Source organism: Marinobacter caseinilyticus (assembly GCF_011074955.1).
In the GTDB taxonomy this organism is placed as follows: domain Bacteria; phylum Pseudomonadota; class Gammaproteobacteria; order Pseudomonadales; family Oleiphilaceae; genus Marinobacter; species Marinobacter caseinilyticus.
This window is the reverse complement of sequence record NZ_WUQJ01000005.1, coordinates 114,253-135,155: the sequence shown is the minus strand read 5'-3', so window position 1 is coordinate 135,155 and position 20,903 is coordinate 114,253. Positions and strand designations below refer to the sequence as shown.

Annotated in this window: 20 protein-coding genes; 12 read left to right on the top strand and 8 right to left on the bottom strand. The window is 57.2% G+C overall.

The annotated features are described in order from the left end of the window. Positions 1-94 precede the first annotated feature (94 nt). The 6 genes from GRX64_RS02330 to GRX64_RS02305 all read left to right on the top strand — a co-directional run bounded on the left by GRX64_RS02330 (position 95) and on the right by GRX64_RS02305 (position 4,316). Positions 95-343: a cold-shock protein gene (locus tag GRX64_RS02330; RefSeq protein ID WP_166263597.1), complete on the top strand. Its 249-nt coding sequence runs from the start codon at positions 95-97 to the stop codon at positions 341-343. Between the two features lie 195 nt (positions 344-538). Next, the gene (locus GRX64_RS02325; protein WP_166263574.1) at positions 539-1,507 is read left to right on the top strand and encodes a CsgG/HfaB family protein; all 969 of its coding nucleotides are present in this window, start codon (positions 539-541) and stop codon (positions 1,505-1,507) included. Next, positions 1,504-1,824, top strand: coding sequence for a hypothetical protein (locus GRX64_RS02320; RefSeq protein WP_166263573.1), 321 nt, complete (start codon positions 1,504-1,506; stop codon positions 1,822-1,824). The genes GRX64_RS02325 and GRX64_RS02320 overlap by 4 nt, the downstream gene beginning before the upstream one ends. After that, a complete protein-coding gene (locus GRX64_RS02315; RefSeq protein WP_166263572.1) occupies positions 1,817-2,164 on the top strand; it encodes a DUF4810 domain-containing protein in 348 nt (115 codons plus the stop codon). The genes GRX64_RS02320 and GRX64_RS02315 overlap by 8 nt, the downstream gene beginning before the upstream one ends. After that, on the top strand, positions 2,161-2,829 hold the full coding sequence (locus tag GRX64_RS02310; RefSeq protein ID WP_166263571.1) for a DUF799 domain-containing protein: 669 nt from the start codon (positions 2,161-2,163) through the stop codon (positions 2,827-2,829). Before GRX64_RS02315 ends, GRX64_RS02310 begins: the two co-directional genes overlap by 4 nt. A 446-nt stretch (positions 2,830-3,275) precedes the next feature. Further along, positions 3,276-4,316, top strand: a complete 1,041-nt coding sequence (locus tag GRX64_RS02305; RefSeq protein ID WP_166263570.1) for a sodium:calcium antiporter — start codon at positions 3,276-3,278, stop codon at positions 4,314-4,316. Positions 4,317-4,363: 47 nt separating this feature from the next. On the opposite strand, the gene GRX64_RS02300 is transcribed toward GRX64_RS02305, so the two are convergent. Next, a complete protein-coding gene (locus tag GRX64_RS02300; protein ID WP_235937487.1) occupies positions 4,364-5,098 on the bottom strand; it encodes an RlmF-related methyltransferase in 735 nt (244 codons plus the stop codon). Positions 5,099-5,320: 222 nt separating this feature from the next. On the opposite strand from GRX64_RS02300, the gene GRX64_RS02295 reads away from it, so the two are divergent. Beyond that, the gene (locus tag GRX64_RS02295) at positions 5,321-6,070 is read left to right on the top strand and encodes an ion transporter (RefSeq protein ID WP_207308701.1); all 750 of its coding nucleotides are present in this window, start codon (positions 5,321-5,323) and stop codon (positions 6,068-6,070) included. A gap of 189 nt (positions 6,071-6,259) precedes the next feature. On the opposite strand, the gene GRX64_RS02290 is transcribed toward GRX64_RS02295, so the two are convergent. After that, positions 6,260-7,885, bottom strand: coding sequence for a tetratricopeptide repeat protein (locus tag GRX64_RS02290; RefSeq protein WP_166263569.1), 1,626 nt, complete (start codon positions 7,883-7,885; stop codon positions 6,260-6,262). 260 nt (positions 7,886-8,145) lie between these two features. Here GRX64_RS02290 and radD point away from each other — a divergent pair, with 260 nt between their 5' ends. The 3 genes from radD to GRX64_RS02275 all read left to right on the top strand — a co-directional run bounded on the left by radD (position 8,146) and on the right by GRX64_RS02275 (position 11,129). Beyond that, positions 8,146-9,936, top strand: coding sequence for a DNA repair helicase RadD (radD, locus tag GRX64_RS02285; RefSeq protein WP_166263568.1), 1,791 nt, complete (start codon positions 8,146-8,148; stop codon positions 9,934-9,936). 236 nt (positions 9,937-10,172) lie between these two features. Then, the gene (locus GRX64_RS02280; RefSeq protein WP_166263567.1) at positions 10,173-10,652 is read left to right on the top strand and encodes an FKBP-type peptidyl-prolyl cis-trans isomerase; all 480 of its coding nucleotides are present in this window, start codon (positions 10,173-10,175) and stop codon (positions 10,650-10,652) included. A gap of 21 nt (positions 10,653-10,673) precedes the next feature. Beyond that, positions 10,674-11,129 carry a metallophosphoesterase family protein gene (locus GRX64_RS02275; protein WP_166263566.1) on the top strand — a complete coding sequence of 152 codons (456 nt, stop codon included), beginning with the start codon at positions 10,674-10,676 and terminating at the stop codon, positions 11,127-11,129. 100 nt (positions 11,130-11,229) lie between these two features. Here the strand turns inward: GRX64_RS02275 and GRX64_RS02270 are convergent, their stop codons facing one another. Together GRX64_RS02270 and GRX64_RS02265 are read right to left on the bottom strand one after the other, a co-directional pair. Continuing rightward, positions 11,230-11,724 carry a c-type cytochrome gene (locus tag GRX64_RS02270; RefSeq protein WP_235937486.1) on the bottom strand — a complete coding sequence of 165 codons (495 nt, stop codon included), beginning with the start codon at positions 11,722-11,724 and terminating at the stop codon, positions 11,230-11,232. Between the two features lie 283 nt (positions 11,725-12,007). Beyond that, positions 12,008-13,303 (bottom strand): flavin-containing monooxygenase, encoded by a 1,296-nt coding sequence (locus tag GRX64_RS02265; RefSeq protein ID WP_166263565.1) that lies wholly within the window; start codon positions 13,301-13,303, stop codon positions 12,008-12,010. Between the two features lie 834 nt (positions 13,304-14,137). On the opposite strand from GRX64_RS02265, the gene GRX64_RS02260 reads away from it, so the two are divergent. Next, positions 14,138-14,548 (top strand): hypothetical protein, encoded by a 411-nt coding sequence (locus tag GRX64_RS02260; protein ID WP_166263564.1) that lies wholly within the window; start codon positions 14,138-14,140, stop codon positions 14,546-14,548. Then, positions 14,548-15,162: a hypothetical protein gene (locus GRX64_RS02255; protein WP_166263563.1), complete on the top strand. Its 615-nt coding sequence runs from the start codon at positions 14,548-14,550 to the stop codon at positions 15,160-15,162. The genes GRX64_RS02260 and GRX64_RS02255 overlap by 1 nt, the downstream gene beginning before the upstream one ends. A gap of 321 nt (positions 15,163-15,483) precedes the next feature. Here the strand turns inward: GRX64_RS02255 and GRX64_RS02250 are convergent, their stop codons facing one another. The 4 genes from GRX64_RS02250 to GRX64_RS02235 form a co-directional block, all read right to left on the bottom strand. After that, the gene (locus tag GRX64_RS02250; RefSeq protein ID WP_166263562.1) at positions 15,484-16,854 is read right to left on the bottom strand and encodes a nicotinate phosphoribosyltransferase; all 1,371 of its coding nucleotides are present in this window, start codon (positions 16,852-16,854) and stop codon (positions 15,484-15,486) included. Then, positions 16,851-17,405, bottom strand: coding sequence for an isochorismatase family protein (locus GRX64_RS02245; RefSeq protein ID WP_166263561.1), 555 nt, complete (start codon positions 17,403-17,405; stop codon positions 16,851-16,853). Before GRX64_RS02245 ends, GRX64_RS02250 begins: the two co-directional genes overlap by 4 nt. A 327-nt stretch (positions 17,406-17,732) precedes the next feature. After that, complete coding sequence (locus GRX64_RS02240; RefSeq protein ID WP_166263560.1) at positions 17,733-19,730, bottom strand: hypothetical protein; 1,998 nt, start codon at positions 19,728-19,730, stop codon at positions 17,733-17,735. A gap of 58 nt (positions 19,731-19,788) precedes the next feature. Then, positions 19,789-20,817: an MBL fold metallo-hydrolase gene (locus GRX64_RS02235; protein ID WP_166263559.1), complete on the bottom strand. Its 1,029-nt coding sequence runs from the start codon at positions 20,815-20,817 to the stop codon at positions 19,789-19,791. Positions 20,818-20,903: the final 86 nt, after the last annotated feature.

The following is a 20,903-nucleotide window of genomic DNA, read 5'->3' as shown; positions in this document are numbered from 1 at the left end:
TCGCTGCCGCGATTGGCATTCAGGATCCACGCCTTTTGAGAGACAGGGACAAGGCGTGTGACCGGTATAAGGCTCTGAAGGGGAAGTGCATTGAATCAGAAAAGGGTTACTCACTGCATGGAACAACGCCAAGGGGTTTGGTTTCATTACTCCTGAGAGCGGTGGTGAGCGGGTCTTTGCTCATATAAGTGGTTATGCAGGCCGGGGTCGACCGGTTTCTAATAACAAGGTGACGTTCAGCGGGACGCAATTTCTACCACCTGTCTTGATTACATGTCAGGCCCAGAAGTGTGGGGCGGGCTTAGTAGGCGGCCAGAATGGAAAATATTGTAAAGATATATAGCTTTTTGATACGTGTGCATTTATTCGATTAATTCATGCTGTAGAGTATTGGTTCATGACAACATGTTAGGGATGACATCAGGTTCAGAAAGGAACCTCTCCGCGTCTTGGTGCGCCCCCCCCCTTCCGGCTGTCTCTTAACTGTAATCCGTTGTTCGTTAAACCCTTGTTCCTGGCGGGTAAAGGAGTCCAATTGATGAAGAAAATTCTCCCCTGGTTGATGTTGGGGGTCCTTTCAGGCTGCGCAACACAAACGCCTCAAATGAAGGAGGTCGAACCGGCCGTCTCTGCTGAGCAGCAGCGAGCTGCGCAGCAAGCCTCTTTGGAAGAATCGAAGCCCAACCGGCTGAGTCTCAAGAGAAAAATCGCAGTTGGCCGAATTTCCAATGAAACAAATTATGGCCGTAGTCTGCTTAGGTCCAGTGCGAAAGATCAGTTGGGTTCAAAGGTAACGGACATGTTCTTGCAGGCTTTGGCGAACAGCCAAAGTTATCTGGTTTTTGAACGACCGGATATTGAGCTGTTGAGCAAGGAGGCGGAATTATCTGGTCAGGAAATTTCGATCACGGGTGTCGACACCCTCGTTATTGGTTCGCTAACTCAGTTTGGTCGTGCCACGACAGGAGAGCGCGGTTTTTTGTCCTCATCTAAAAAGCAAGAAGCCACAGCGACGGTCGATCTTCGGTTGGTGGACGTAACGACCGGTCGGGTATTCGCATCCGTCACAGGGTCCGGTTCTTCATCGACTGAACAGGCTCGCACCATGGGGTTTGGCTCTGCGGCAGGATACGACGGTAGTTTGAATGATCAGGCTATTGGCGCGGCTGTTACAGCGGCTGTGGACAAAATGACGGGGTTATTCCTTGAAAAACCATGGACGGCCGACGTTCTGGCCCAAGAGGACGGTCTCGTTTATATCAGCGGCGGCGAGAGCCAGGGTGTCCGCGAAGGGATGGTTTTTGCCGTCGAGACACGGGGCAAGAAAGTGAAGTCTCAAACGACCGGTACGGTGATTTCGCTGCCAGGTAAGGACGTTGCCGAACTGACCGTTGTCGGGCTGTTTGGCGATGATGCTCTGGACCAGGGGGCCATCGGCGAAATCTCTCAGGGCTCTTTAAAAGGTCATGATCTGAGCGAACTGCGCGCCAAGGAGAAGACGCAATGAAGATTCTGCTCGCGTTAATCATCTGTATCACCCTGACGGCTTGTAGCCAGACGCCCACCCGCAATACCCAGGTTGTCGATGATCGTCCGGGTATTGCATTCGAGTTGCCATCGGTGGCATCGGAATACTATGAGCTCCGGGTTGACGGGGTTTCCTATGGCTATGTTGGCGAATATCAGGCAGGTGAAAACCTGCTGAAAATGGTTGATGGCACTCATCAAGTTGAACTTCTTTCAGACGATGAAGTGGTTTATCGCAAGGAAGTGTATCTCGGTGCCGGGGTTAACAGGATTTTTAAGGTAGGACCGCATGAGTAAACGTTTTTTTCTCACATTGTCGATGTTTGTTTTACTGACGGGATGCGTCAGTAATCAGGGGCTGTACGAATGGGGGCAGTACCAGGAAACGCTGTTCGTCGTTTATCAGGAACCCGCGCTGAAAGAGGAAGCCCTGAAGAATTACGTGGAGTTTGTCGAAACCGGGGGTACGCCTCAGCATCCCATTGCGCCGGGCCTTTTTGCGGAGGCAGGCACCTTTATGCTGGAGCAGGGTGACGTGGATTCCGCACTCAAGTTCTACAAACTGGAATACGAAGCGTGGCCCGAGAGCCGGCCGATGCTCAGCATGCTCATCAAAAACCTGGAGGACCGGCAATGAAAACGTTGAAGCTGTGCCTCGTGTTTTTCATGGTTGCGTTAGCCACTGGCTGCGCCACGACAGGCAATGAAAACCGTCTCGATGCATTCCACGATGCTGCGCCCAAGTCGATTCTGGTGGTGCCCCCCGTCAATATGTCGACCGATGTGCAGGGCACAACCTCGCTGTTGGCAACGCTACCTTTCTATCTTGCGGAGAAGGGCTATTACGTTTTCCCGGTAAACACAGTAAAAACTTTGCTGGAGTACGAGGGTTATTACGAGCCGGCCGAAACCCATGCCGTCCCGCCCGAACAGCTGGCCAATCTTTTTAAGGCAGATTCGATACTGTATGTGACCATTCACGAGTGGACGTCCAAGTATATGTTGCTGACGACAACAACGGAGGTGGACTTCGAATATCGGATTGTCAATGCAGATGGAGCTGAGCTCTGGACCGCCCGGCAGAGGATGACGTACACCCCTGATAACAACAGCACGGGTAACCCATTGGCTGATCTTATCGTCATGGCTGTCACGGCGGCGGTTGAGAGGGCGGCACCGAATTATCTTCCATTAACGCGGCAGGCGAATGCGGCTGTATTTTACGGCGCAAACGGTCTGCCGCCCGGGCCTTATAACGCGACGTATGACCAATACTATAAAGGGTTGAACGCCAAGCAGTAGTAGTGCATCCAGGCTAGCTGGATAGTTCGAAAAACAGCCCCACACGGGGCTGTTTTTCGTATGAACGATGCAAAATGGGGCAGAGTAAACATGACATGCCTTGCGCTGCCATTTTGAATTCGGAGGCCATGTCGTAGGCGGCCCCACGCAAACAAATAACGCAAAAGCCGGAAAACCGGGACAGTTTTATTTGTAGAGGCCGATCTGCAGTTTTTTGAGAAGGGGAATGGTTCTCCGTCAGATGAATTGATTCGGAAAACCAGGACGGATTTATTTTTACGGATTTTCGGATAGGGCAACGCCAACTTGAGTCACTATCAACACCGCGGGTACTTCGGTTAACATCGGCTGCCAGCGCACAGAACGGATTCTGTGCGTCAGCAGCAAGGAGAAGCTGAGGCCAAGACAGTCCAGGGTGATTGTGCCCGGTTTTATAAGGGAGGGCGATGGTGCCGATCGTGGATCCGGACAGCTGGACGCTGTTACAGAGCATCGTGGTTTTCAGTATCTGTGCCTTGGTGATTGCTATCGCGGGGACACGCATCACACGCGTGGTCGACCAGCTAGCCGACCGGACCGGGCTGGGTGAGGCGACAGCTGGAGCCGTGCTTCTGGGGGCTGCGACATCTCTGAGTGGTGCAGTGCTCTCGGTAACAGCAGCCTACCGGGGGCACCCGGAGCTGGCTGTCAGTAATGCCCTTGGGGGCATCGCGGTACAGACCTTTTTCCTGGCCATTGCCGACATTGTCTACCGTCGTGCGAACCTGGAACACGCGGCTGCCTCAGCCCCGAACATGATGCAGAACGGACTGCTTATTGCGCTCCTGGCATTGATCCTTTTGGCACCGAGCTTGCCGGATGTGACCGTCTGGAACATCCACCCCGTTACCCCGATACTGCTTGGCTTTTATTTCTACGGCACCCGGCTCATCCAGAGTGCCGGCGCGAAACCCATGTGGCACCCCTCCATTACCGGTGAGACCCGGCAGGACGAGCCGGAGAGCATGAGCCAGTTGCCATCAATGAGCCGTCTCTGGACAGAATTCGCAATGCTCATGGCAACGCTTGGAGTGGCTGGCCTGGTGCTGGAACCCGCCGCCACGACAATCAGCTCGGAAGCCGGGTTGAGCCAGACAATCGTCGGTGTTCTTCTGACAGCGGTCAGTACGTCCATTCCGGAGCTGGTTACGTCAGTTGCCGCGGTAAGGCGGGGTGCGCTCACACTCGCGGTGGCTGGCATCATCGGCGGGAATGCCTTCGATACGCTTTTCATGGCCGCCTCGGATATCGCCTACCGGGACGGCTCGCTCTACCACACGATGACCGTCGACTCGGAACGTTGGGTCGCACTGACCCTGTTGATGGCGGCCATCCTGATCATGGGGCTGATACGTCGGGAACGCTATGGCGTCGGACGAATCGGTGCAGAGAGTCTGGCAATCATGGTGCTCTACGGGCTTGGTGTGGTGTTGATGTTCATTGGCTGAATTGGGCGTTCAAACAAGTCGCGTACGACGTTCAACCGCCCCTTTGCTCAGATGAATGTCCAGGCCAATACCCTCGTAGTCTTATTGCCCTGCTTCATCTCTATTTCCCGTCTATCGACGGCTCCCAGCCCGCCAAAATTCCGGGTGGGGGATTTGGTTTTTGCTTTTTGCTCACCGCGACTACGAGCAAGGTTATTGAGTTTAAGCTGGCTACCTTTAAGTGCTTCATCGAGTGAGGCTTGGAAGGGTGGGTCGCAGACGCTGACATCAAAGAACTCACCGGCTTGAATGATCCGTTCAAAAATGTGGTTTCTATCGTGTTGCGTGCGCAGCGTGAAGCGATCTTTTAGTGTGGGGTTGTTGGCGACAATCCTGGCGACGTTCGCAAGCGACTGAATGTTGATGTCACTACCGACGCACTGCCAGCCGCACATTTGGCTGGCCAGTGGCGGGTAGATTCCATTGGCTTCAGTCCCTATATCGAGCAACTTGATGCTGGGCTGTTCAAGCCCAGGCACGTCAGCCATGCAATGGATATAGCCGGCTCTGCCTGGGATTGGAGGGCAAAGCGCGCCCTCGGGTATATCCCAGTCGACAATGTAGTAGTATCGGTTTAATAACGCGGCATTGAGCGTTTTTACTGCCAATGGGTCTGCGAAATCGATGGAAAGGTCGCCGTGAGCGTTCGGTTTTACATAGGGGGCTAGTACTGGGTGGCCCTTTACGAGAGCTGGGAAGTCATAGCCTTGGTTGTGTAGATTTCTCGGGTGCAAACCGAGCAAGGCCCACGCCGCCGATCCGTAAGGCAGTTACCGCGTGGTGAGCGCCGAGGGTGTGGCGGGTGAAATCATCGAACTGAAGGTTTGATCGCTGCGGCGACTAAAACGGTTAGCGTCTACAGTCAATGATCAGGGGCAATACGGCGGTTTGCAGGATTAGTAGTCCTGGGTTGCACCTATTCACCGGATTTTCGACTTTCAGTGACGGGTAGAGAGGCAGCTTGGATGGCGACTATAAAACCCGGTGGCCTGGGGATTAAAACACGCCTTTTTCAGATCATTTTCGAGACTGATACCCTCCTGGCGAAGGGCTTTGATGTTTTTTTGGCGTTGCTGATATTCCTCAGCGTGGGGATTATTCTCCTGGACAGTGTGCCGGAATATCATGCCCGCTACGGTGAGCTTTTTTTTGGTGTGGAGTGGGGCATAACGCTGCTGTTCACCATTGAACTGGCCCTGCGCATCTATTGCCTGGAGAAACCGAAGCTTTACCTGAAAAGCTTTTACGGGATTATCGACGTTCTGGCTGTCCTGCCCACTTGGCTGGCGTTATTGATCCCGGGTGCGCAGACTCTCGTAGTCGTGCGTCTGCTGCGGACCCTGCGGCTGTTTCGGGTACTGGAAATGATGACGGTAGTGGGCGAGGGCCGCCTGTTGATGGACGCCTTGATTCGCAGCCGGCACCAGATCCTGCTTTTTCTGTTTGCCGTGCTGATGGTCGTGACCATCTTCTCTTCTTTGCTCTATCTGATAGAGCCGGCTGAGGCCGGCTTCACCAGTATTCCCACATCGATCTACTGGGGAATCGTGACACTGACAACCGTGGGCTATGGCGATATAACGCCGGTGACTGCCTTGGGGGCAGTTCATTTCCATGATGATCATGTTGACGGGCTACTCGATCATTGCGCTTCCCGTTGGGGTTTTTTCCGCGGAAGTGATTCGCACCCTGCGAGCGGAACGTTACTCCGATGAAGCCTGCCCGGGATGCGGTAAACATCGCCATGAAGTCGACGCCAGGTATTGTAAACACTGCGGCACCTGGCTTGACGAAGAGACGCCCGACCCGCGCAGCTCCGGATGATGTCGTTCGAGCCAGATTTATCGGGCTCACAGGATAACCGGCATCGGGTCGGGAACCTGAAGGGTCCCGACCCGAGGGACCTAGCTTCTCCCCGCCAACGTCTGTATCCGTTCGATCGACCCGCGCTCTGCTTCCGGGGCTATCTCCAGCAGTCGACGGGCCCACTGCCCGGCGGATCCGGTATCGCCAGCCAGATCGGCTGCGCGGGCCGCGCCTTCCAGGGTGTTATACCGATTCGGCCAGGTGTGATCGGACTGCTGATAGGCGGCGAGGGCCTCGGCCGGGCGATTCAGGGCGACTAGCAGATCGCCAAGCGCTTCGTAGGGCGGGAGCAGGGCTCCGGGGCTGACTGGATGCTTCTCGACGCTGGCTTCCAACTGCCCGGCGGAACGCATCAGTTCGATGGCACGGTCTGGTTCACCCTGGGCTTGCGCAATCCACCCGGCAAGGATCCTCCGATCCACCTCAATGTAGGTCGAGAAACGCGGATCGGCCGCGGACCGGGCGGTTTCCACCAGAGTCTCCAGGCGCTGTTCAGCCGTGCGGGCGGCGTCCAGATCACCGGTGTGGACGGCCCCAAGCCCGCGTGCGAACCAACTCAGAGCCTCGGGCCAGGGGAACTTGTCCCAGCTAATGTAGTCGACGGCACGGGGGTTAATGGCGGCGGCCGCCTCCCAATCCCGTTCTTCAACGGCCAACCTGGCGGGGATGGATGCCAGGTGGAAGGCGCCGGGGAAATTGGCCTGATGCGGTCCGTTGGCTTGGGCGGACTCCCAGACGCTGCGAGCCGCGTTGTCTTCACCCCGCTGGAGGTGGCCATAGACCAGATAATCAAGGGCATGAATGTAGTGGAACGACGTGGCGCCCTCGACCTTGTGATCGACCGCCACGTCTGCGGACTGCTGATTCCATTCAATCATCCGGGGCCAGTCACCGAGCCGCACATAAATGTGAGACGGCATGTGCAAGGCATGGGGAACGCTGGGGGCTATTCCGGTGTAGGAGTCCACGATTTCCGTGGCGTTGCCAGCGCGGCCATCGGCATCCGTGGCGTGTATGGAGTAATGCACTGCCCCGGGATGGGTGGGTTCGGTCTCCCAAACCGCACGCAGTACCTGTTCGGCTTCGTTGTGCAGTGCCTTGCGGTCTTCGGCGGACAGCGCCAGCGTCAAGCGAGACAAGGCATACAGGGTAGCGACGTTAGCGTCGTCCGGGAAGGCTTGATAGGCCTGATCCATCCCCTCAATCCAGCCGGCCAGCCGCTCCCGGACCTGGTCGGTCTCCGGCTCGAAGAACGCAGCGGTCGCGTCTATCAGCAGCCGTTCACGCTCTTCTTCGGCCGCGTTACGGGCTTGCTGGATGGCCTGGCGACCTTGGGTGATATCCTCAGTGCTCGGTGTGGTGCCCCATAATGGCTGGAACAGCGACGTGGCGACACCCCAATGGGCCATGGCACAGTCGGGATCGGCCTGGGTAATGGCACTGAACTCGGCGCGGGCCTGGGTGTACATCATGTGATGCATCATGCCCAGGGCATGATCGACGTCAGCGCGCACCCCGTCATCACAGTCGGCCTGAAAATTGACGGTGCCGATGTCATCCCCGGTGCTATGGGTATGGCCATCATTCATGGTGTCCTGATGCGCGAAAGCGGGAGGAATAAAGCAGATAGTAACCGCAAGTATTAAGCGAGAGATTGTGTTCATGACATGACTCCAGTGGACCATATGGCGGGTGGAGCCGGCATGTCTACTCCGGTCAGAGTCTGAATACGCACTGCCAGTGACTGGCTCTGCATGCGCAGCTATAGCTTTGAATTTACTCCTGTCGTGGCTGCATTAACAGCTACAGTCCTACTACGGGTGATGAGAAAACCGGGACAGATTTATGGATGCCTCACAGGCAACGGTAGCGGCATTTGCTAGTATGACCGCCTTCTCCTCCTGATAGCGATTAAGCACTACGAATGAATGCGTCTTTCAAACTCCGGCCTTACCAGCAGGAAGCGGTCGATGCCACGTTGCGGCACTTTCGCAAATCTGATGAATCCGCCGTTATTGTGCTGCCGACCGGCGCGGGCAAGAGCCTGGTCATTGCCGAGTTGGCCCGTCTTGCCTGGCGCAAGATTCTGGTACTGACCCACGTAAAAGAGCTGGTGGAGCAGAATCACGCCAAATACCAGAGCTATGGGTTAAGCGGTGGCGTCTTCTCCGCCGGGCTGAAACTTAAGGAAAACCAACATCAGGTAACCTTTGCCAGCGTGCAGTCCGTATCCGCGAATCTGGATCAGTTCCGGGATGAATACTCATTGGTCATCATCGATGAGTGCCATCGGGTCAGTGGTGAGGAAACCAGTCAGTACCAACGGATCATTGAGCTGCTTCGGCAACAGAACGATTCCCTCAAAGTGCTCGGACTCACCGCCACCCCCTATCGCTTGGCCATGGGCTGGATCTATCGCTATCACTACCGGGGCTTTGTTCGCGGTTCTGACGAAGAGCAGGACAAGCCCTTTCAGCACTGCATTTACGAACTGCCGTTGAGCTATATGATCAGCCGGGGGTATCTCACCAGGCCTGAGTTGGTGAATGCGGCGGTGGCGCAATACGATTTCTCCGCGCTGGCTCAGGACCGCTTTGGCGAATACGCCGAGAGAGACGTTAACCAGCTGCTGAGCAAACATCAGCGGGTGACCCGGGCGATCATCGAGCAGGTGATGGAACTGGCCGTTGAGCGCCAGGGGGTGATGATCTTTGCGGCGACGGTGGATCATGCGCGGGAGATCACCGGCTATCTGCCGGAACACCAGACCGCCCTGGTGACCGGCGCGACCGATCTGAACGAACGGGCGTCGCGGATTCAGCGCTTCAAGCAGCGGCAGTTGAAGTACCTGGTGAACGTGTCCGTGCTCACCACGGGCTTTGATGCGCCCCATGTGGACTTCATCGCTATTCTTCGCCCCACCCAGTCGGTCAGCCTGTATCAGCAGATCGTGGGCCGCGGGCTTCGTCTGGATGAAGGCAAACAGGATTGCCTGGTGATTGATTACGCGGGCAACAGCGTCAATCTGCATCACCCGGAGGTGGGGGAGGCGAAACCGAAACCCGACAGCGAGCCGGTGCAGGTGTTCTGCCCGGGCTGTGGTTTTGCCAATATCTACTGGGGCAAAACAGACAGTGACGGCCGCGTGATTGAACACTACGGGCGCCGTTGTCAGGGGCTGCTGGAGCCTGCGGACGAGGATGGGTCTGCCGGGCAGCACTGGCGCCCTGAACAGTGCGATTACCGTTTTCGGTTCAAGGCGTGCCCACACTGCGGTGGCGAGAACGATATCGCGGCCCGCAACTGTCAGCAGTGTCAGAAAGCCATCATCGACCCGGATGATCAGCTCAGAGACGCCCTGAAACTCAAGGATGCCATGGTGATCCGTTGCGCCGGCATCACATTAAGTGCCCCTACCGGCAAAACCGGCAGCAAACTGAGGATCACCTATCACGGTGAGGATGGGGAGGAACTCAGCGAGTCGTTTGATTTCAACAAACCGGCACAGCGCACCGTCTTTAACAAACTGTTCGGCCGTCGCTTCGAGAACAGCCAGGCCCCGAAAGCGTTCAGCAGGATTGATGAGGTGCTTGAGCTACAAACCTTGTTGCCGGCACCGGATTTTGTGATTGCCCGCAAGCAAAAGCACTATTGGCAGGTGCAGGAGCGGATCTTTGATTATCAGGGTAATTATCGTAAGGCGAATGAAGTGTAAGGCCTTTAAATTGAGGCACGTAAAAAACCGGGACCGATTTATTTTTTGCGGACATTAAATCTGTCCCAGTTGTCAGCTACAGAGCCAACGGACTGGCAAACTCCCACTACGAACGTCTTCCGAACGAAGGCATGACCTTTCCCGGCGGTCAAGAACGCCCGCAGAACAAATCGGCGCTGGAGTCAGCGCTGCGGCTGGCTATAATGGCGTACCCCAAACCGGCGTGGAGAACGTTTATGCCAATCGAAAAGAATCAGGTGGTCTTGTTTCACTACAGTGTCAGTGATGACCAGGGCAACGCCATTGAAAGCTCCCGTGGCGGCGAACCGAACGCCTATCTGCATGGCCACGGCGGTATCGTTCAAGGCCTGGAAGAAGCCCTGGAAGGTCGCGACGCCGGTGAAAGCTTCAGCGTCACCATCGCCCCGGAAAAAGCCTACGGCCCACGCAAGGCCGATGCCATGCAGCGCGTGCCGATCAAACATCTGCGCGGTGCCAAACGCTGGAAGCCGGGCATGGTCGCCCAGGTGCAAACCGAGCAGGGCGCACGCCATGTGGTCGTCGCCAAGGTCGGCCATAAGTTTGTCGATGTCGACACCAACCATCCAATGGCCGGTAAAACCCTGACCTTCGATATCGACATCGTCGAAGTCCGCGCCGCCAATCCGGAAGAGATAGCACACGGCCACGCGCATGGGCCGGGTGGTCATCACTGACGGATTAGAAGGGGCGTAAGCGTGCAAATCGGCGTCATCGCAGACACCCACAGCAAGATCCGCCCCGAAGCCCTGGAGGTATTGAAGGGCTCGGACGTGATTCTTCACGCCGGTGACGTCGGGCGCGACGAGGTTCTGGAAGCGCTGGAGGCAATCGCGCCCGTGGTTGCGATTCGCGGCAATATCGACAAAACAGGCCGTGCCGCGAAGCTTCCCGATGTTCAGGATCTGGAATTCCTTGGCCACGCTTTCTACATGCTCCACGACGTCAAAACCCTCGACATCGATCCGCAAGGCGGTTACCGCGTGGTGATCGCCGGCCATTCCCACAAACCCCGTAACGAGTGGATCGGCGACGTGCTTTATTTCAATCCCGGTGGCGCGGGGCCCCGGCGCTTTACCCTGCCGATCACGGTAGGGCGGCTGGAAGTGAGCGAAGAGGGTGTGGCGGGCGAAATCATCGAACTGCCGGTTTGATCCATTCGGCCCGCAGCGTCAGTTCAGTTTCGATCCAGGTTTGTCTGCACTCTCAACCAGCCAACCAGCCAACCAGCCAAGCAACCAGCCAACCAGCGGCTCAATGTGAATGTTCACCGAGCAAATAGTGAACCAGCGCATTCAGGCTTTCTTCGGACATTCGCCACCGTGGCATCGTATCGTGTAATGGTTCCCCGTCGGGACCGATGCCGTTCACGATGGCGTTTTTAAGCGATGATTCGTTGTAGGTTGCATGGTCGTGGCCGTCGTTATGCTCTTTCTCCAGTGCCCCTTCCGTTAAAGCCGGAGCCACCACCCAGAATCGAGGCCACATGATTGCGCCGCCTTGCTTGTCCGCACTGTGGCATGTGGCACAGCTGCCACCATGCATCTGCATATGACTGTGCCCACCCACTGGACGGATCTGCTCACCGGAGTTTGAAACGCCGGTAAAATAGAGGCGTTCCCCTTCACTCGTGAAACTCCTGGGAGCGTTCTCGGCGCCGTCCCAACCGCGGTTGGTCTCCATGCATCCGGAAACTGCCACCGCGACCAGGGCAAGCCCCACAAAACTCCCGATCCCATGGTATTTCACTGTTTCAGTTACCCTTTTGCCTAAGGAAATGCTCGATGCCCAAATTTTTTGTATCGTATCTCGGGCTTGGGCGTGATAGCGAGCAGAAGTCCTAAATCGGGACAGGTCTGTGGTGCGACAACAAGGGGAACCTGAAGATCAGCCAATGGCTGCAATCCCACCGCATTCGTTGAAACACGAGTAGCCGGTTGTTGGCCGGCATGGGGTGATTTTCCGCCTGGAAAATAAATCTGTCCCGGTTTGCAGTTTGTAACGGAGCATCACCCCAAACAAGCACTGCCTGTCACGGAATAGGCAGTGGTCGTTTCCAGGGATGGCACAGTGCGAGCCAGAGGTACCTCAGGTACCAAATGCCAAAGGGGTAGTTCCCACGGTCCCGCGGCGCCAGCATCTTGACGAGATCAAAATGATTCGTGAATACCTCACACGGCGGCTTCACAAAAACCGGCTTGCCCCCGATATGAGACATGATGGACTTGGCCACATGAGCATAGGCCCATGGCGTGGAGGTATTGGTGTCGAGCACGCCGGGTGCCAGCAGGAAGAGGTTGGGCGCGTCGGCGGAGAGGAAGCGCGAGTAGCAGCGACTGCTGATGTCGTTGAGGTTTCTGGCCTTAATAAGTGCATCGAGGCCAAGGAAACCGAAGTCAACACCATAGCCGGTGCCCCAGAGCAGCAGATCGGTTTCCACCTCCTCGCCGGTTGAGAGTTCGATGGTCTTGTCGCGGAGTGAGCGCACTTCGCCACAATGGCGCTCGATGTGGGCAAAGTTTGAGATCATACCCGGTCGGCCCGGGATGAGCTGGTCGCGACGGATGTCGAAATCGCCTTTCGGCATGATCTCCTCGATCCCCGCTTTCGTGTACCTCGCCCGCAGGTCTTTGTTGGCCAGTCGGTGGACCATGCCGGCCGGCAGGCAGAGCATTTGATACTTTGCCAGGATCCGCATGTCGATTCCCAGGTGTTTGGTTCGGCGTGTCGGCCGCATCCACTTGGTGGAACGATAGACCCACGTGACACTGCGCGCGCCGTGGGCGAAACAGAGGTCCAGCAGGTCGTATGCGGAAGCACCGCCCCCCACTACGGTGACGCGCTTGTCTCGCAAGTCCTCGGGATCGCGCAAGGCGGAGGAATGATATTCAGTGATCGAGGAATCGTCCCGATCGACCTGCGGAACGATAGGGCGGTTGTGCCCACCGGTGGCGGCGATGAGCCACTTGGCTTCATACGTGGCGGTCTCTGTGGTCAGGCGCCAGCCGTTTTCGCACGGTCGCGCACGTGTCACTGGCGCGTTAAGGCGGATATAGGGGGAGAGTTCAAAGCGCTCGACCCAGGCGTCGATGTTGCCCAGGATGTTGGGCTGGTCCTCCCCGGAGAGCGGCAGATTGCCGAGCGTCCAATCCTCCCTGCGGAACTGGATGTCCTGCCAGGAAGGAAGATCGCGCCACAGGCCCCCGATGCGCTCACAGCGCTCCAGTAGCACCGCATTCAGCCCGGCGTCTTTGGCATACTTCAGACAGATGACGCCGCCAATGCCCCCGCCCACGATAACCAGGTCGAGGCCCGTGTTCGTGCTCATGAGCATGAACCGATAGAAGTCTGCGCCCTGGTGGCTATCACGTCCTCCCAGCCGGGGGTTGTCCGGCAACCAACCCCGGGGGCAAACCAAAAGAATCCGCTGTCAGGGCTGCTTTGTCTGATGCGTCGAATCATTGGGGCCTCCTGCCAATGCGGTAGCGTCCCGAAGGTAGTCGGGGCTGACCGACGCATTGTGTTCAATTAATAAGCTACACCGTCCTGACGCCCAGCGCCAATAATCTGCGAAGCAGAGGCCAGGGGCAGGCTTGCGCTTTGGCTCCGGCTTGCCATTTTGATTAGACGGCGCTGTTTCGTAAGGAGGAAAATCGGGACCGGTTTATTGTCTGGTTGGCCGGGTTAGAAATACCCCAACGTCGGTTAGCGCAAGGACGCGTTTGTTACCTTCCAGGCCACCATTATTGCGTCGAGTTTTCCCCTTAAAACGAGAGGGGTCAGTAAACGAGAGGGGTCAGAACGATTTAAATCGATCGGCCCGGCCTTGGAGTGGTGTTCAATTAGAGTTCCGGTTGGAATGAGTGAATAGGTCTGCGATAAAACCAAATGCATTTGGAATAGGCCAGGAAGACACGGATGTATCTGACTCTAGAGTTTTGGCAGTTCTCGCGTTCGATCTGAACAGAGGTGGCAGCGCACTGTCAAAGTACCGCATTAAATCCTATAACGGTCGTAGTTACATAATAATAAAAGGCTATCCGGGTTTAAGGAATCGACTCATCGGAACACGCTATCTAGCGAGTAATCCGAAAGTGCTGAGCATGGCTATTGGAAAACTAGGAGCGGGCCGCGCTATAAGGGTGGCGTTATTGTCTCCGTTATGTTCTCTATTGGTTTTCATGGTCTCGATCAGCTAATGAATGAGAGAGCCACGTGGCATAACTTCGTCTCAGGTGTTTCTTTGGATGTCGCAACAGCAACAGCTGGAGCGGCTATAGCGTGGGGAGTGGTTTCAACAGTCGTAGGGGCTACTGCAATGGCAGCTATTGGACCCATTGCGCTGGTCGTCGTAGTGGGTGCCGGAATCACGGCAGCTCTGAACGCGGTTAGTGATCACTATGAATTAACGGACAAGCTGGCATCTTTATTAAAGGATGCAGAAAAGCGAATGCTTGAGTCCATTGCGGAAACAAGAAGAGAGGTGAGGCGAGGCCTGAATTACGCGGATGAGGATCCCGTTGGCTTTATGCATAGTCTGTTTGGAGGTCCTTATTTTAGGGGCTACCGATAATGCACGCATTGGACGATCAAGTGGAAACCGATTCTGGCAATTTTTTCAAGCTTAAGACAGTCTTTTATATAAGTGCACTGTTATCCGTCAATTATATTATTGTCGCACTTATGGGAAGTGCTCTACTTGAACACTTTGAACGTCTGCAAACAGGCAATATCTATATATCGGTATCTGGCTGGGATATTCCCGCGCTTATCAGCCTACCTTGCTTTCTGGCCCTGGCAGCTGCTTTAGTGCTTCGCCTGCTTAATCGGACTACTGAAAAACGGCTCAATGTTTGCCTTAAAGTGGGTTTGTTTTTTTCACTGCTTACAATCATTAGTCGCCCGATTTATGGATACGTGATCTCGACGAAAATGGAACAGTCGGGTTATTCGCCTTGCTGGTCTTACTCGTCACCCTCACTTATGAGTCCCACTGTTTGGGTTCGAAGTGAGGCTTATTGTATTGAAAATGCAGGGAAAGTTAGAAAAGAAATATTGATATGGATGGATGAGTTGCCCGATGCAGGCGCAGGTGTATCAGCGGAGGCTGTACGGAAACAGGCAAACGAACTTCTCTATAGCTGGGATATGGAGGATCGGGCCAAGTACCCGCACCTTTATAAATAGTTTCCGGTGGAGGCAATCAATCGGACCAGCTCGATATCATGTTGACTGCCCCGGATTTAACCCGCCAAGCATTATGACTGCCAGTCATTAAAAGTGGCAGGCTCCAGGTCTTGAGAGAAAGGTCTGGGTCAGTCTTGCGTTTTGCTCCGCCTCGTCATTTTGCTCTGAGAGCGTTGTTTCGTAAGGAGAAAAATGGGACCGATTTATTGTCGGGTTGGCTATCCGGCGAAGGTTTGCTGGCGTGTGGTTGGCTCGGTATGAAGCTCCTCCACACGTCGATTATTTCAGGACAGAGTTGCCCCCGGCCTTATTTGGCGACGATCACTCAGCCGCCACGATGGCTTCCAGGGTCTGCTTCTGGATGGTTTTCAGTTCGTCGCTGATGGTCACCGGGTACTCGACATCGCTGTCGATGGCGCGAAGCTCATGGGGCATTCTGGCCACGGCATCCCGGCTGTATGCACAAATATCGGCAAGGGGCCGGATGGCACTGTCCACCAGTTCGCCATTGCGCAGGGTCGGAATCAACAGGGGTTCCCCTTCCTGGCGTTCATTGCGCCCGGCCAGCATGTCCCCGGTGTAGCGGCCGTCACTGCCGCTCTGGCGGAACACCTGTTTGGGGGCGGGCCAGGACTGTTTGCCCGGCGAATTTTTCATGCGGGGTTTGCCAGCGTATTCGGTCAGTTTGTAGGCCAGCTCGAGACTCGGCGAGTCCTTGGCTGACCCGATGGCGGTGCCCACCCCAAAGCCATCGATGGGCACGTTGTCCCGGACCAGTTTTTGTATGCTGTATTCGTCCAGGCCGCTGCTGGCCAGTATCCTGATCTTTGTGTAGCCGGCGGCGTCGAACAGCTTCCGGCATGCTCTGGCTAGCTCGGCCATGTCGCCGGAATCGAGACGGATGGCGCCGATGCTGATATTAGGACTGGCCTTGAGCCATGCGATGATTTTTTTCACCGCAGCGATCGTGTCGTAGGTGTCCACCAGCAGGACGGTCTCCGGGTAAAGGCTGGCGTAGGCCTTGAAGGCGTCCATTTCGTTGTCATGGGCCTGGATAAAACTGTGGGCCATGGTGCCCCGCACGGGCATTTCGAAATCCACCCCTGCCTGCACGTTGCTGGTGCCAGCGATTCCTGCGATGCGGTAGGCGCGGGTTCCGCGGTAGGCTGCATCCAGCCCGTGCATGCGGCGCATGCCGAAATCCACGATCGGTTTGCCATCGGCAACCAGCACCAGGCGCAGCGCCTTGGAGGCGATCACTGTTTCCAGGTGCACGTAGTTCATGGCAAGGCTTTCCAGAATCTGCGCTTCGGCCACCGGCGCCTGCATCTCAAGCAGAGGCTCCTGGGGAAAAACCGGGGTGCCTTCCGGCAGGGTCCAGATATCGCCGGAGAAACGGAAATTGGCCAGCCAGTCCAGGAACTTCTGCTCGAACATGCCCAGGCGTTCGAGCGTTCGGATCTGCTCGCGGGTGAAGCGCAGCTCGGTGATCAACTGACAGAGGGTCTGCTGGCCACAAGCCAGTATGATGTTGCGGTGGTCTGGCAGGTTCCTGAAGAACAGGCTGAAAGTGGCCTGTTCGTTCATGTCTGTTTTCCAGTAGGCCTGTGCCATGGCCAGTTCATACAGGTCGACCATCAGGGCCGGTTCCTGCGGGGGTAGCAGTGTTCGCTTGTCGTTGAGTGTGCTCATGAGGCGACATCCGCCCCCTTGGCTGACAGCCTGTTCAGGACGTCTGATGCCTTGGCCTTGTCGACGGCACGGGTGCCGTCTGCCATCAGCTCAACGCTGAAACCAATTGCCAGCGCGTCATTGACGGTGGCTTCAACGCACACATCAAGGGCAAGACCCACCACGTGCACCGTCGATACACCCCGGTCTTCCAGATACCCGGCAAGGCCTGTGCCGTCAAAAGCCGAGTACTGGTCCCGGTCAAAGGCCACGCCCTTGCTGACCCGGATGGCATCCTCAGGCAGGTGCATGTCTTTGTGGAATTCTGCGCCATGGGTGTCTTGCACGCAGTGCACCGGCCAGGGGCCGCCACGGTGCTCAAAGCTGCAGTGGTCAACGGGATGCCAGTCCCGGGAGGCAATGAGCAGCCAGTGTTTCTTCCGGGCGTCGTCAATGTAGCGGTTCACCGCCGGGAATATTGCCTGGCTGTCCGGAACCTCAAGGGCTCCGCCTTTGCAGAAATCGTTCTGGATATCCACCAGGATGAGGGCGTCGGATGTTTTCTCAGGCATTGCATCCTCCTTCGCACTTAACCGGTCGCTGAGAGGAAGCGCTCAAGAGTGGCCGCTCAGAACCGGGTTCAGAAAGCGCCATGTTGCGAGCAACGTGAATCGTTACGTACAACCTTAATCACAGTCTGACAAGGGCGGGCGAGGTAAGCAACTTGCGGGAGAACCGGGACAGAATTATTTTTTTGAAGGTCGTCGAGCGCTCCCAAACACCGAAACTCAGAAAGGCTTCGGCGTTCCTCAGGCAAAGAGACTCCGGTACCTGACCAGGCGCGGCTAACATTGTGGCCGCCATCGTCGGCGATGGGCAACTGGGCAGGTTGGCGCTTACTAGCGCCCCGAGGCCCAGCTGCTCTGGGCCAGTTGCATAGCCCGGTTGACTTCATCGGTGGGGGCGTCGCCCGCCTCACCCTTTTCGAGCGGGTCATAGTGAAACACGTACAGCCGGGAGGCGAACTCGGCCACCGGTAAGGAGGCTTCACCAAAGAGCTCGCCATGGCCGTGGGTGGAGGTGACAATGCCTTGGCCCCAGTTTTGCCCGCTGTCGTTGTTGGGGTTAAAAAAGTAGACGCGCATGATCTCGTCCGGATCCAGCGCCAGCCGCTGGATGGTGATGGCGTGCCAGCCAAGAAAGCGCGTGGCGCTGTCGGTCACCGCAATGCCGGCCGGTTGTGGGTTGATGACCGGGATGTTGCCATTGTAGAAGGGATGATAGGCCGCATAAAAATCCCGGATAAAGCCTTCGAAGTCCTTCAGGTCCCCGGTGAACACATCGACGGCAATGCGAAAGCCGTGGCCGACATGGTCGCCGTGAAATTCGGCGTTGACCCATTTGTGGGGATCTTCTCCGCGCCCGACACTGCGCCGACCCATTTCAAAATAGATGCGATCCAGATGCGGCACGGTCAGCAGTGAGACCGCATCCACATCCACCGGCGGCTCGGAGGCCAGCCCGGTGCCGAGCTCCCGGGAGGAAATACTGTTGCCCTCGAAGCGCATCACGATTTCATCGTCCCGAGCCGCCCAGGCCAGGATCCGAAGCAGTTCGGCCGGCATGTTGTAAGCCCACATGGACAGGGCACGGGTGGACTGACAGGTGGGGTAGTTGCCCTGTCCGACGCCCAGCGGGCGCCCGAGAACATTGAGCACGTCGGCAAGGAGGAAGACTTCGGGGGAGCGGCGGTTGCCAAAGACGGCCACAATTTTATCGGCCGCCGCATCGCACAGCGACAGGCGTATCTGGCGCCACAGGGAAGGCGCCACCGGCGGTGCATAGAGAATGCCGCGTTCGAGCATCATGGCCAGACCATAGGCACACTGGCTGGTCTCTGGAAACAGCGCCTCGTCAATCAGGGTGTGAATCAGCGCGGGGTAGCAGTGAAACGCGTCGGCGCCGGTTTGACTGAGCCCCAACGCCGTGGGAATCAGGGCGTTCCAGCGGCCACGCAGGTAGCGTATGAACACCGGCATGTAGGCCGAGACCAGGCCGGTACGGTGCATGGCCTGGGCATAGGCGATGGCTTCGCGCAGCAAGGTGGCGTCGTCCATCTCCGCCAGGCGCTCGGAATAGACCTCGAAGCCGGGATCTTCACGGCAACCCTCGGTGGGGCTGAACACGGCGTTGATCAGTTGCAGCGCGTCGTCGTTAACCTCGCCGCTCTTGCCGCTAAAAGCGTCCGGTTTTTCCAGGCAGACCGCGATCTGGGTCACCATCTGTTTGACACCCTCGACCTGGACCGGGCGCTGCGCCAGAATCCGCCAGACTTCGGCCACCAAGTGTTCCAGCAGGTTCTCGTAGCCCAGATGCCGGAGCAGGTAGTGGTACAGGCACTGCACCGCGTAGCCGAGTCTGTCCGGCCGCAACCGATCGCCCTCCTGCAAATCACCGACCACCAGGTCGAGGTTCATAGCCAGTACCTGGGCGAGCAGGTGATGGGCGTGTTCTGCCGAGATAGACGCGTGGGTGTAGTCGCCTTTGGCCACCGCCAGCAGGCGGATCTGGCTCAGGCTTTCAACCAGGGTGGCGACCGGTTCACCGTGGCGAACCGTGCGGGCGGACAGGGAGGGCACCAGGGTCTGGGGCGTGTCCCAATCGCTGCCACCAAAGAACCCGGCCGACTCAATGGCGGGCACGCGCTGGTACAGCGCTTCCAGGCCTTCGGGGCTGAACATCAGGGGCCTGACGGCATCGATCACTTCGAATACCGGCGACACGCCCTCAATGGCATTGCGCTCAGCAAGGCGGTGAATGGCCGAGTCCAGTGGCTGCAGGAGCTCTGCTGACACGTCGTGATTCTGATTTTCGGGTTCGTGATTAGCCTTAGACATACTCCATCCTTCAGCTAAGCTCCGGCTATGTCAACCTGACCGGAAAGCCGGCGCCGATTTATGTTTGATCCTGTTTTTGATGACAGCCGCCCCATCTCGGCGGCGACCACACTTCCCCGTGCTGCATGACCCGGAAGGCCGACTCGCTCACGCCCTGATCTTCCAGCGCGTGGCGCAGTCGCCGGGGTGGCTCGTCCATGGGTTCATCGGTGAGCACAAAGGTGCCCCAGTGCATGGCGACCGACTGGCGGGCGCCAATATCCTGGTGAATCCTGACCGCCTCTTCCGGCGCCACGTGCACCGGGGCCATGAACCAGCGTGGGTCGTAGGCGCCGATGGGGAGCAGCGCCAGGTCAATGGGGGCAAACAGCTCGCCAATGTCGCGAAACACCTCGCCATAACCGGTATCGCCGCCGAAATAGAACCTAAAGCCGTCCATTTCCAGGAGCCAGCCACACCAGAGCGAGGCGTTGCGGTCGGTGGCGGTTCGTCCGCTGAAGTGCTGGGCCGGCAGGCAGAACACTTCGTGTCCGGCGGCCAGTGTCGTCGATTGCCACCAGTTCAGTTCCACCAGATTGTGGATGCCGCGCTTCTCGAACCAGTGGCGCAGCCCCATGGGAATACAGAAGCACAGGCTGGCCCCAAAACGACGGTGCAGCTGGCGCACCGTGACTTCGTCGAGATGGTCGTAGTGGTTATGGGAAATCAGTACCCGGTGGATGGGCGGCATTTCTGCCACCGTCAGGGCAGGGGGCGTGCACCGCTTGGGTCCGACCAACTGGAAGGGACTGGCGCGGTCCGACAACACCGGGTCGGTGAGCACGTTCAGGCCCTGATACTGGAACAAAAACGACGCATGACCCAGCCAGGTGAGCTGTGGCGCCTCTGGCGGGTTCGTCAGCAGGTGGGCATCTGGCCGTAGCAGCTTGTAGCGCTTACCCGGCGGGAAACGCCGGCCGGGGGCCAGTTGCCAGCGCAGGAAATCTCCCAGACCGTGGTGGGGTACGCGCTCCAGATTGTGATATCGGCCCCGGTGAAAATGGGGTGCGGCGGCAAGGGCCGCCAGGCGTTCACGGTCGATGGTCATGAGTCGGGCTCACTGTCCGGTTTGTGAGAACTACTTGTGACACGTGCGCTCCAAAATGCCAGCCATTCATCGACAAGACGCGACCT

Bases quoted from the DNA above. Each gene is read 5' to 3' on its own strand.
- GRX64_RS02325 (WP_166263574.1), top strand. From the start codon at position 539: ATGAAGAAAATTCTCCCCTGGTTGATGTTGGGGGTCCTTTCAGGCTGC.
- GRX64_RS02320 (WP_166263573.1), top strand. From the start codon at position 1,504: ATGAAGATTCTGCTCGCGTTAATCATCTGTATCACCCTGACGGCTTGT.
- GRX64_RS02315 (WP_166263572.1), top strand. From the start codon at position 1,817: ATGAGTAAACGTTTTTTTCTCACATTGTCGATGTTTGTTTTACTGACG.
- GRX64_RS02310 (WP_166263571.1), top strand. From the start codon at position 2,161: ATGAAAACGTTGAAGCTGTGCCTCGTGTTTTTCATGGTTGCGTTAGCC.
- GRX64_RS02305 (WP_166263570.1), top strand. From the start codon at position 3,276: ATGGTGCCGATCGTGGATCCGGACAGCTGGACGCTGTTACAGAGCATC.
- GRX64_RS02295 (WP_207308701.1), top strand. From the start codon at position 5,321: ATGGCGACTATAAAACCCGGTGGCCTGGGGATTAAAACACGCCTTTTT.
- GRX64_RS02290 (WP_166263569.1), bottom strand. From the start codon at position 7,885: ATGAACACAATCTCTCGCTTAATACTTGCGGTTACTATCTGCTTTATT.
- radD (WP_166263568.1), top strand. From the start codon at position 8,146: ATGAATGCGTCTTTCAAACTCCGGCCTTACCAGCAGGAAGCGGTCGAT.
- GRX64_RS02280 (WP_166263567.1), top strand. From the start codon at position 10,173: ATGCCAATCGAAAAGAATCAGGTGGTCTTGTTTCACTACAGTGTCAGT.
- GRX64_RS02265 (WP_166263565.1), bottom strand. From the start codon at position 13,303: ATGAGCACGAACACGGGCCTCGACCTGGTTATCGTGGGCGGGGGCATT.
- GRX64_RS02260 (WP_166263564.1), top strand. From the start codon at position 14,138: ATGTTCTCTATTGGTTTTCATGGTCTCGATCAGCTAATGAATGAGAGA.
- GRX64_RS02255 (WP_166263563.1), top strand. From the start codon at position 14,548: ATGCACGCATTGGACGATCAAGTGGAAACCGATTCTGGCAATTTTTTC.
- GRX64_RS02250 (WP_166263562.1), bottom strand. From the start codon at position 16,854: ATGAGCACACTCAACGACAAGCGAACACTGCTACCCCCGCAGGAACCG.
- GRX64_RS02245 (WP_166263561.1), bottom strand. From the start codon at position 17,405: ATGCCTGAGAAAACATCCGACGCCCTCATCCTGGTGGATATCCAGAAC.
- GRX64_RS02240 (WP_166263560.1), bottom strand. From the start codon at position 19,730: ATGTCTAAGGCTAATCACGAACCCGAAAATCAGAATCACGACGTGTCA.
- GRX64_RS02235 (WP_166263559.1), bottom strand. From the start codon at position 20,817: ATGACCATCGACCGTGAACGCCTGGCGGCCCTTGCCGCCGCACCCCAT.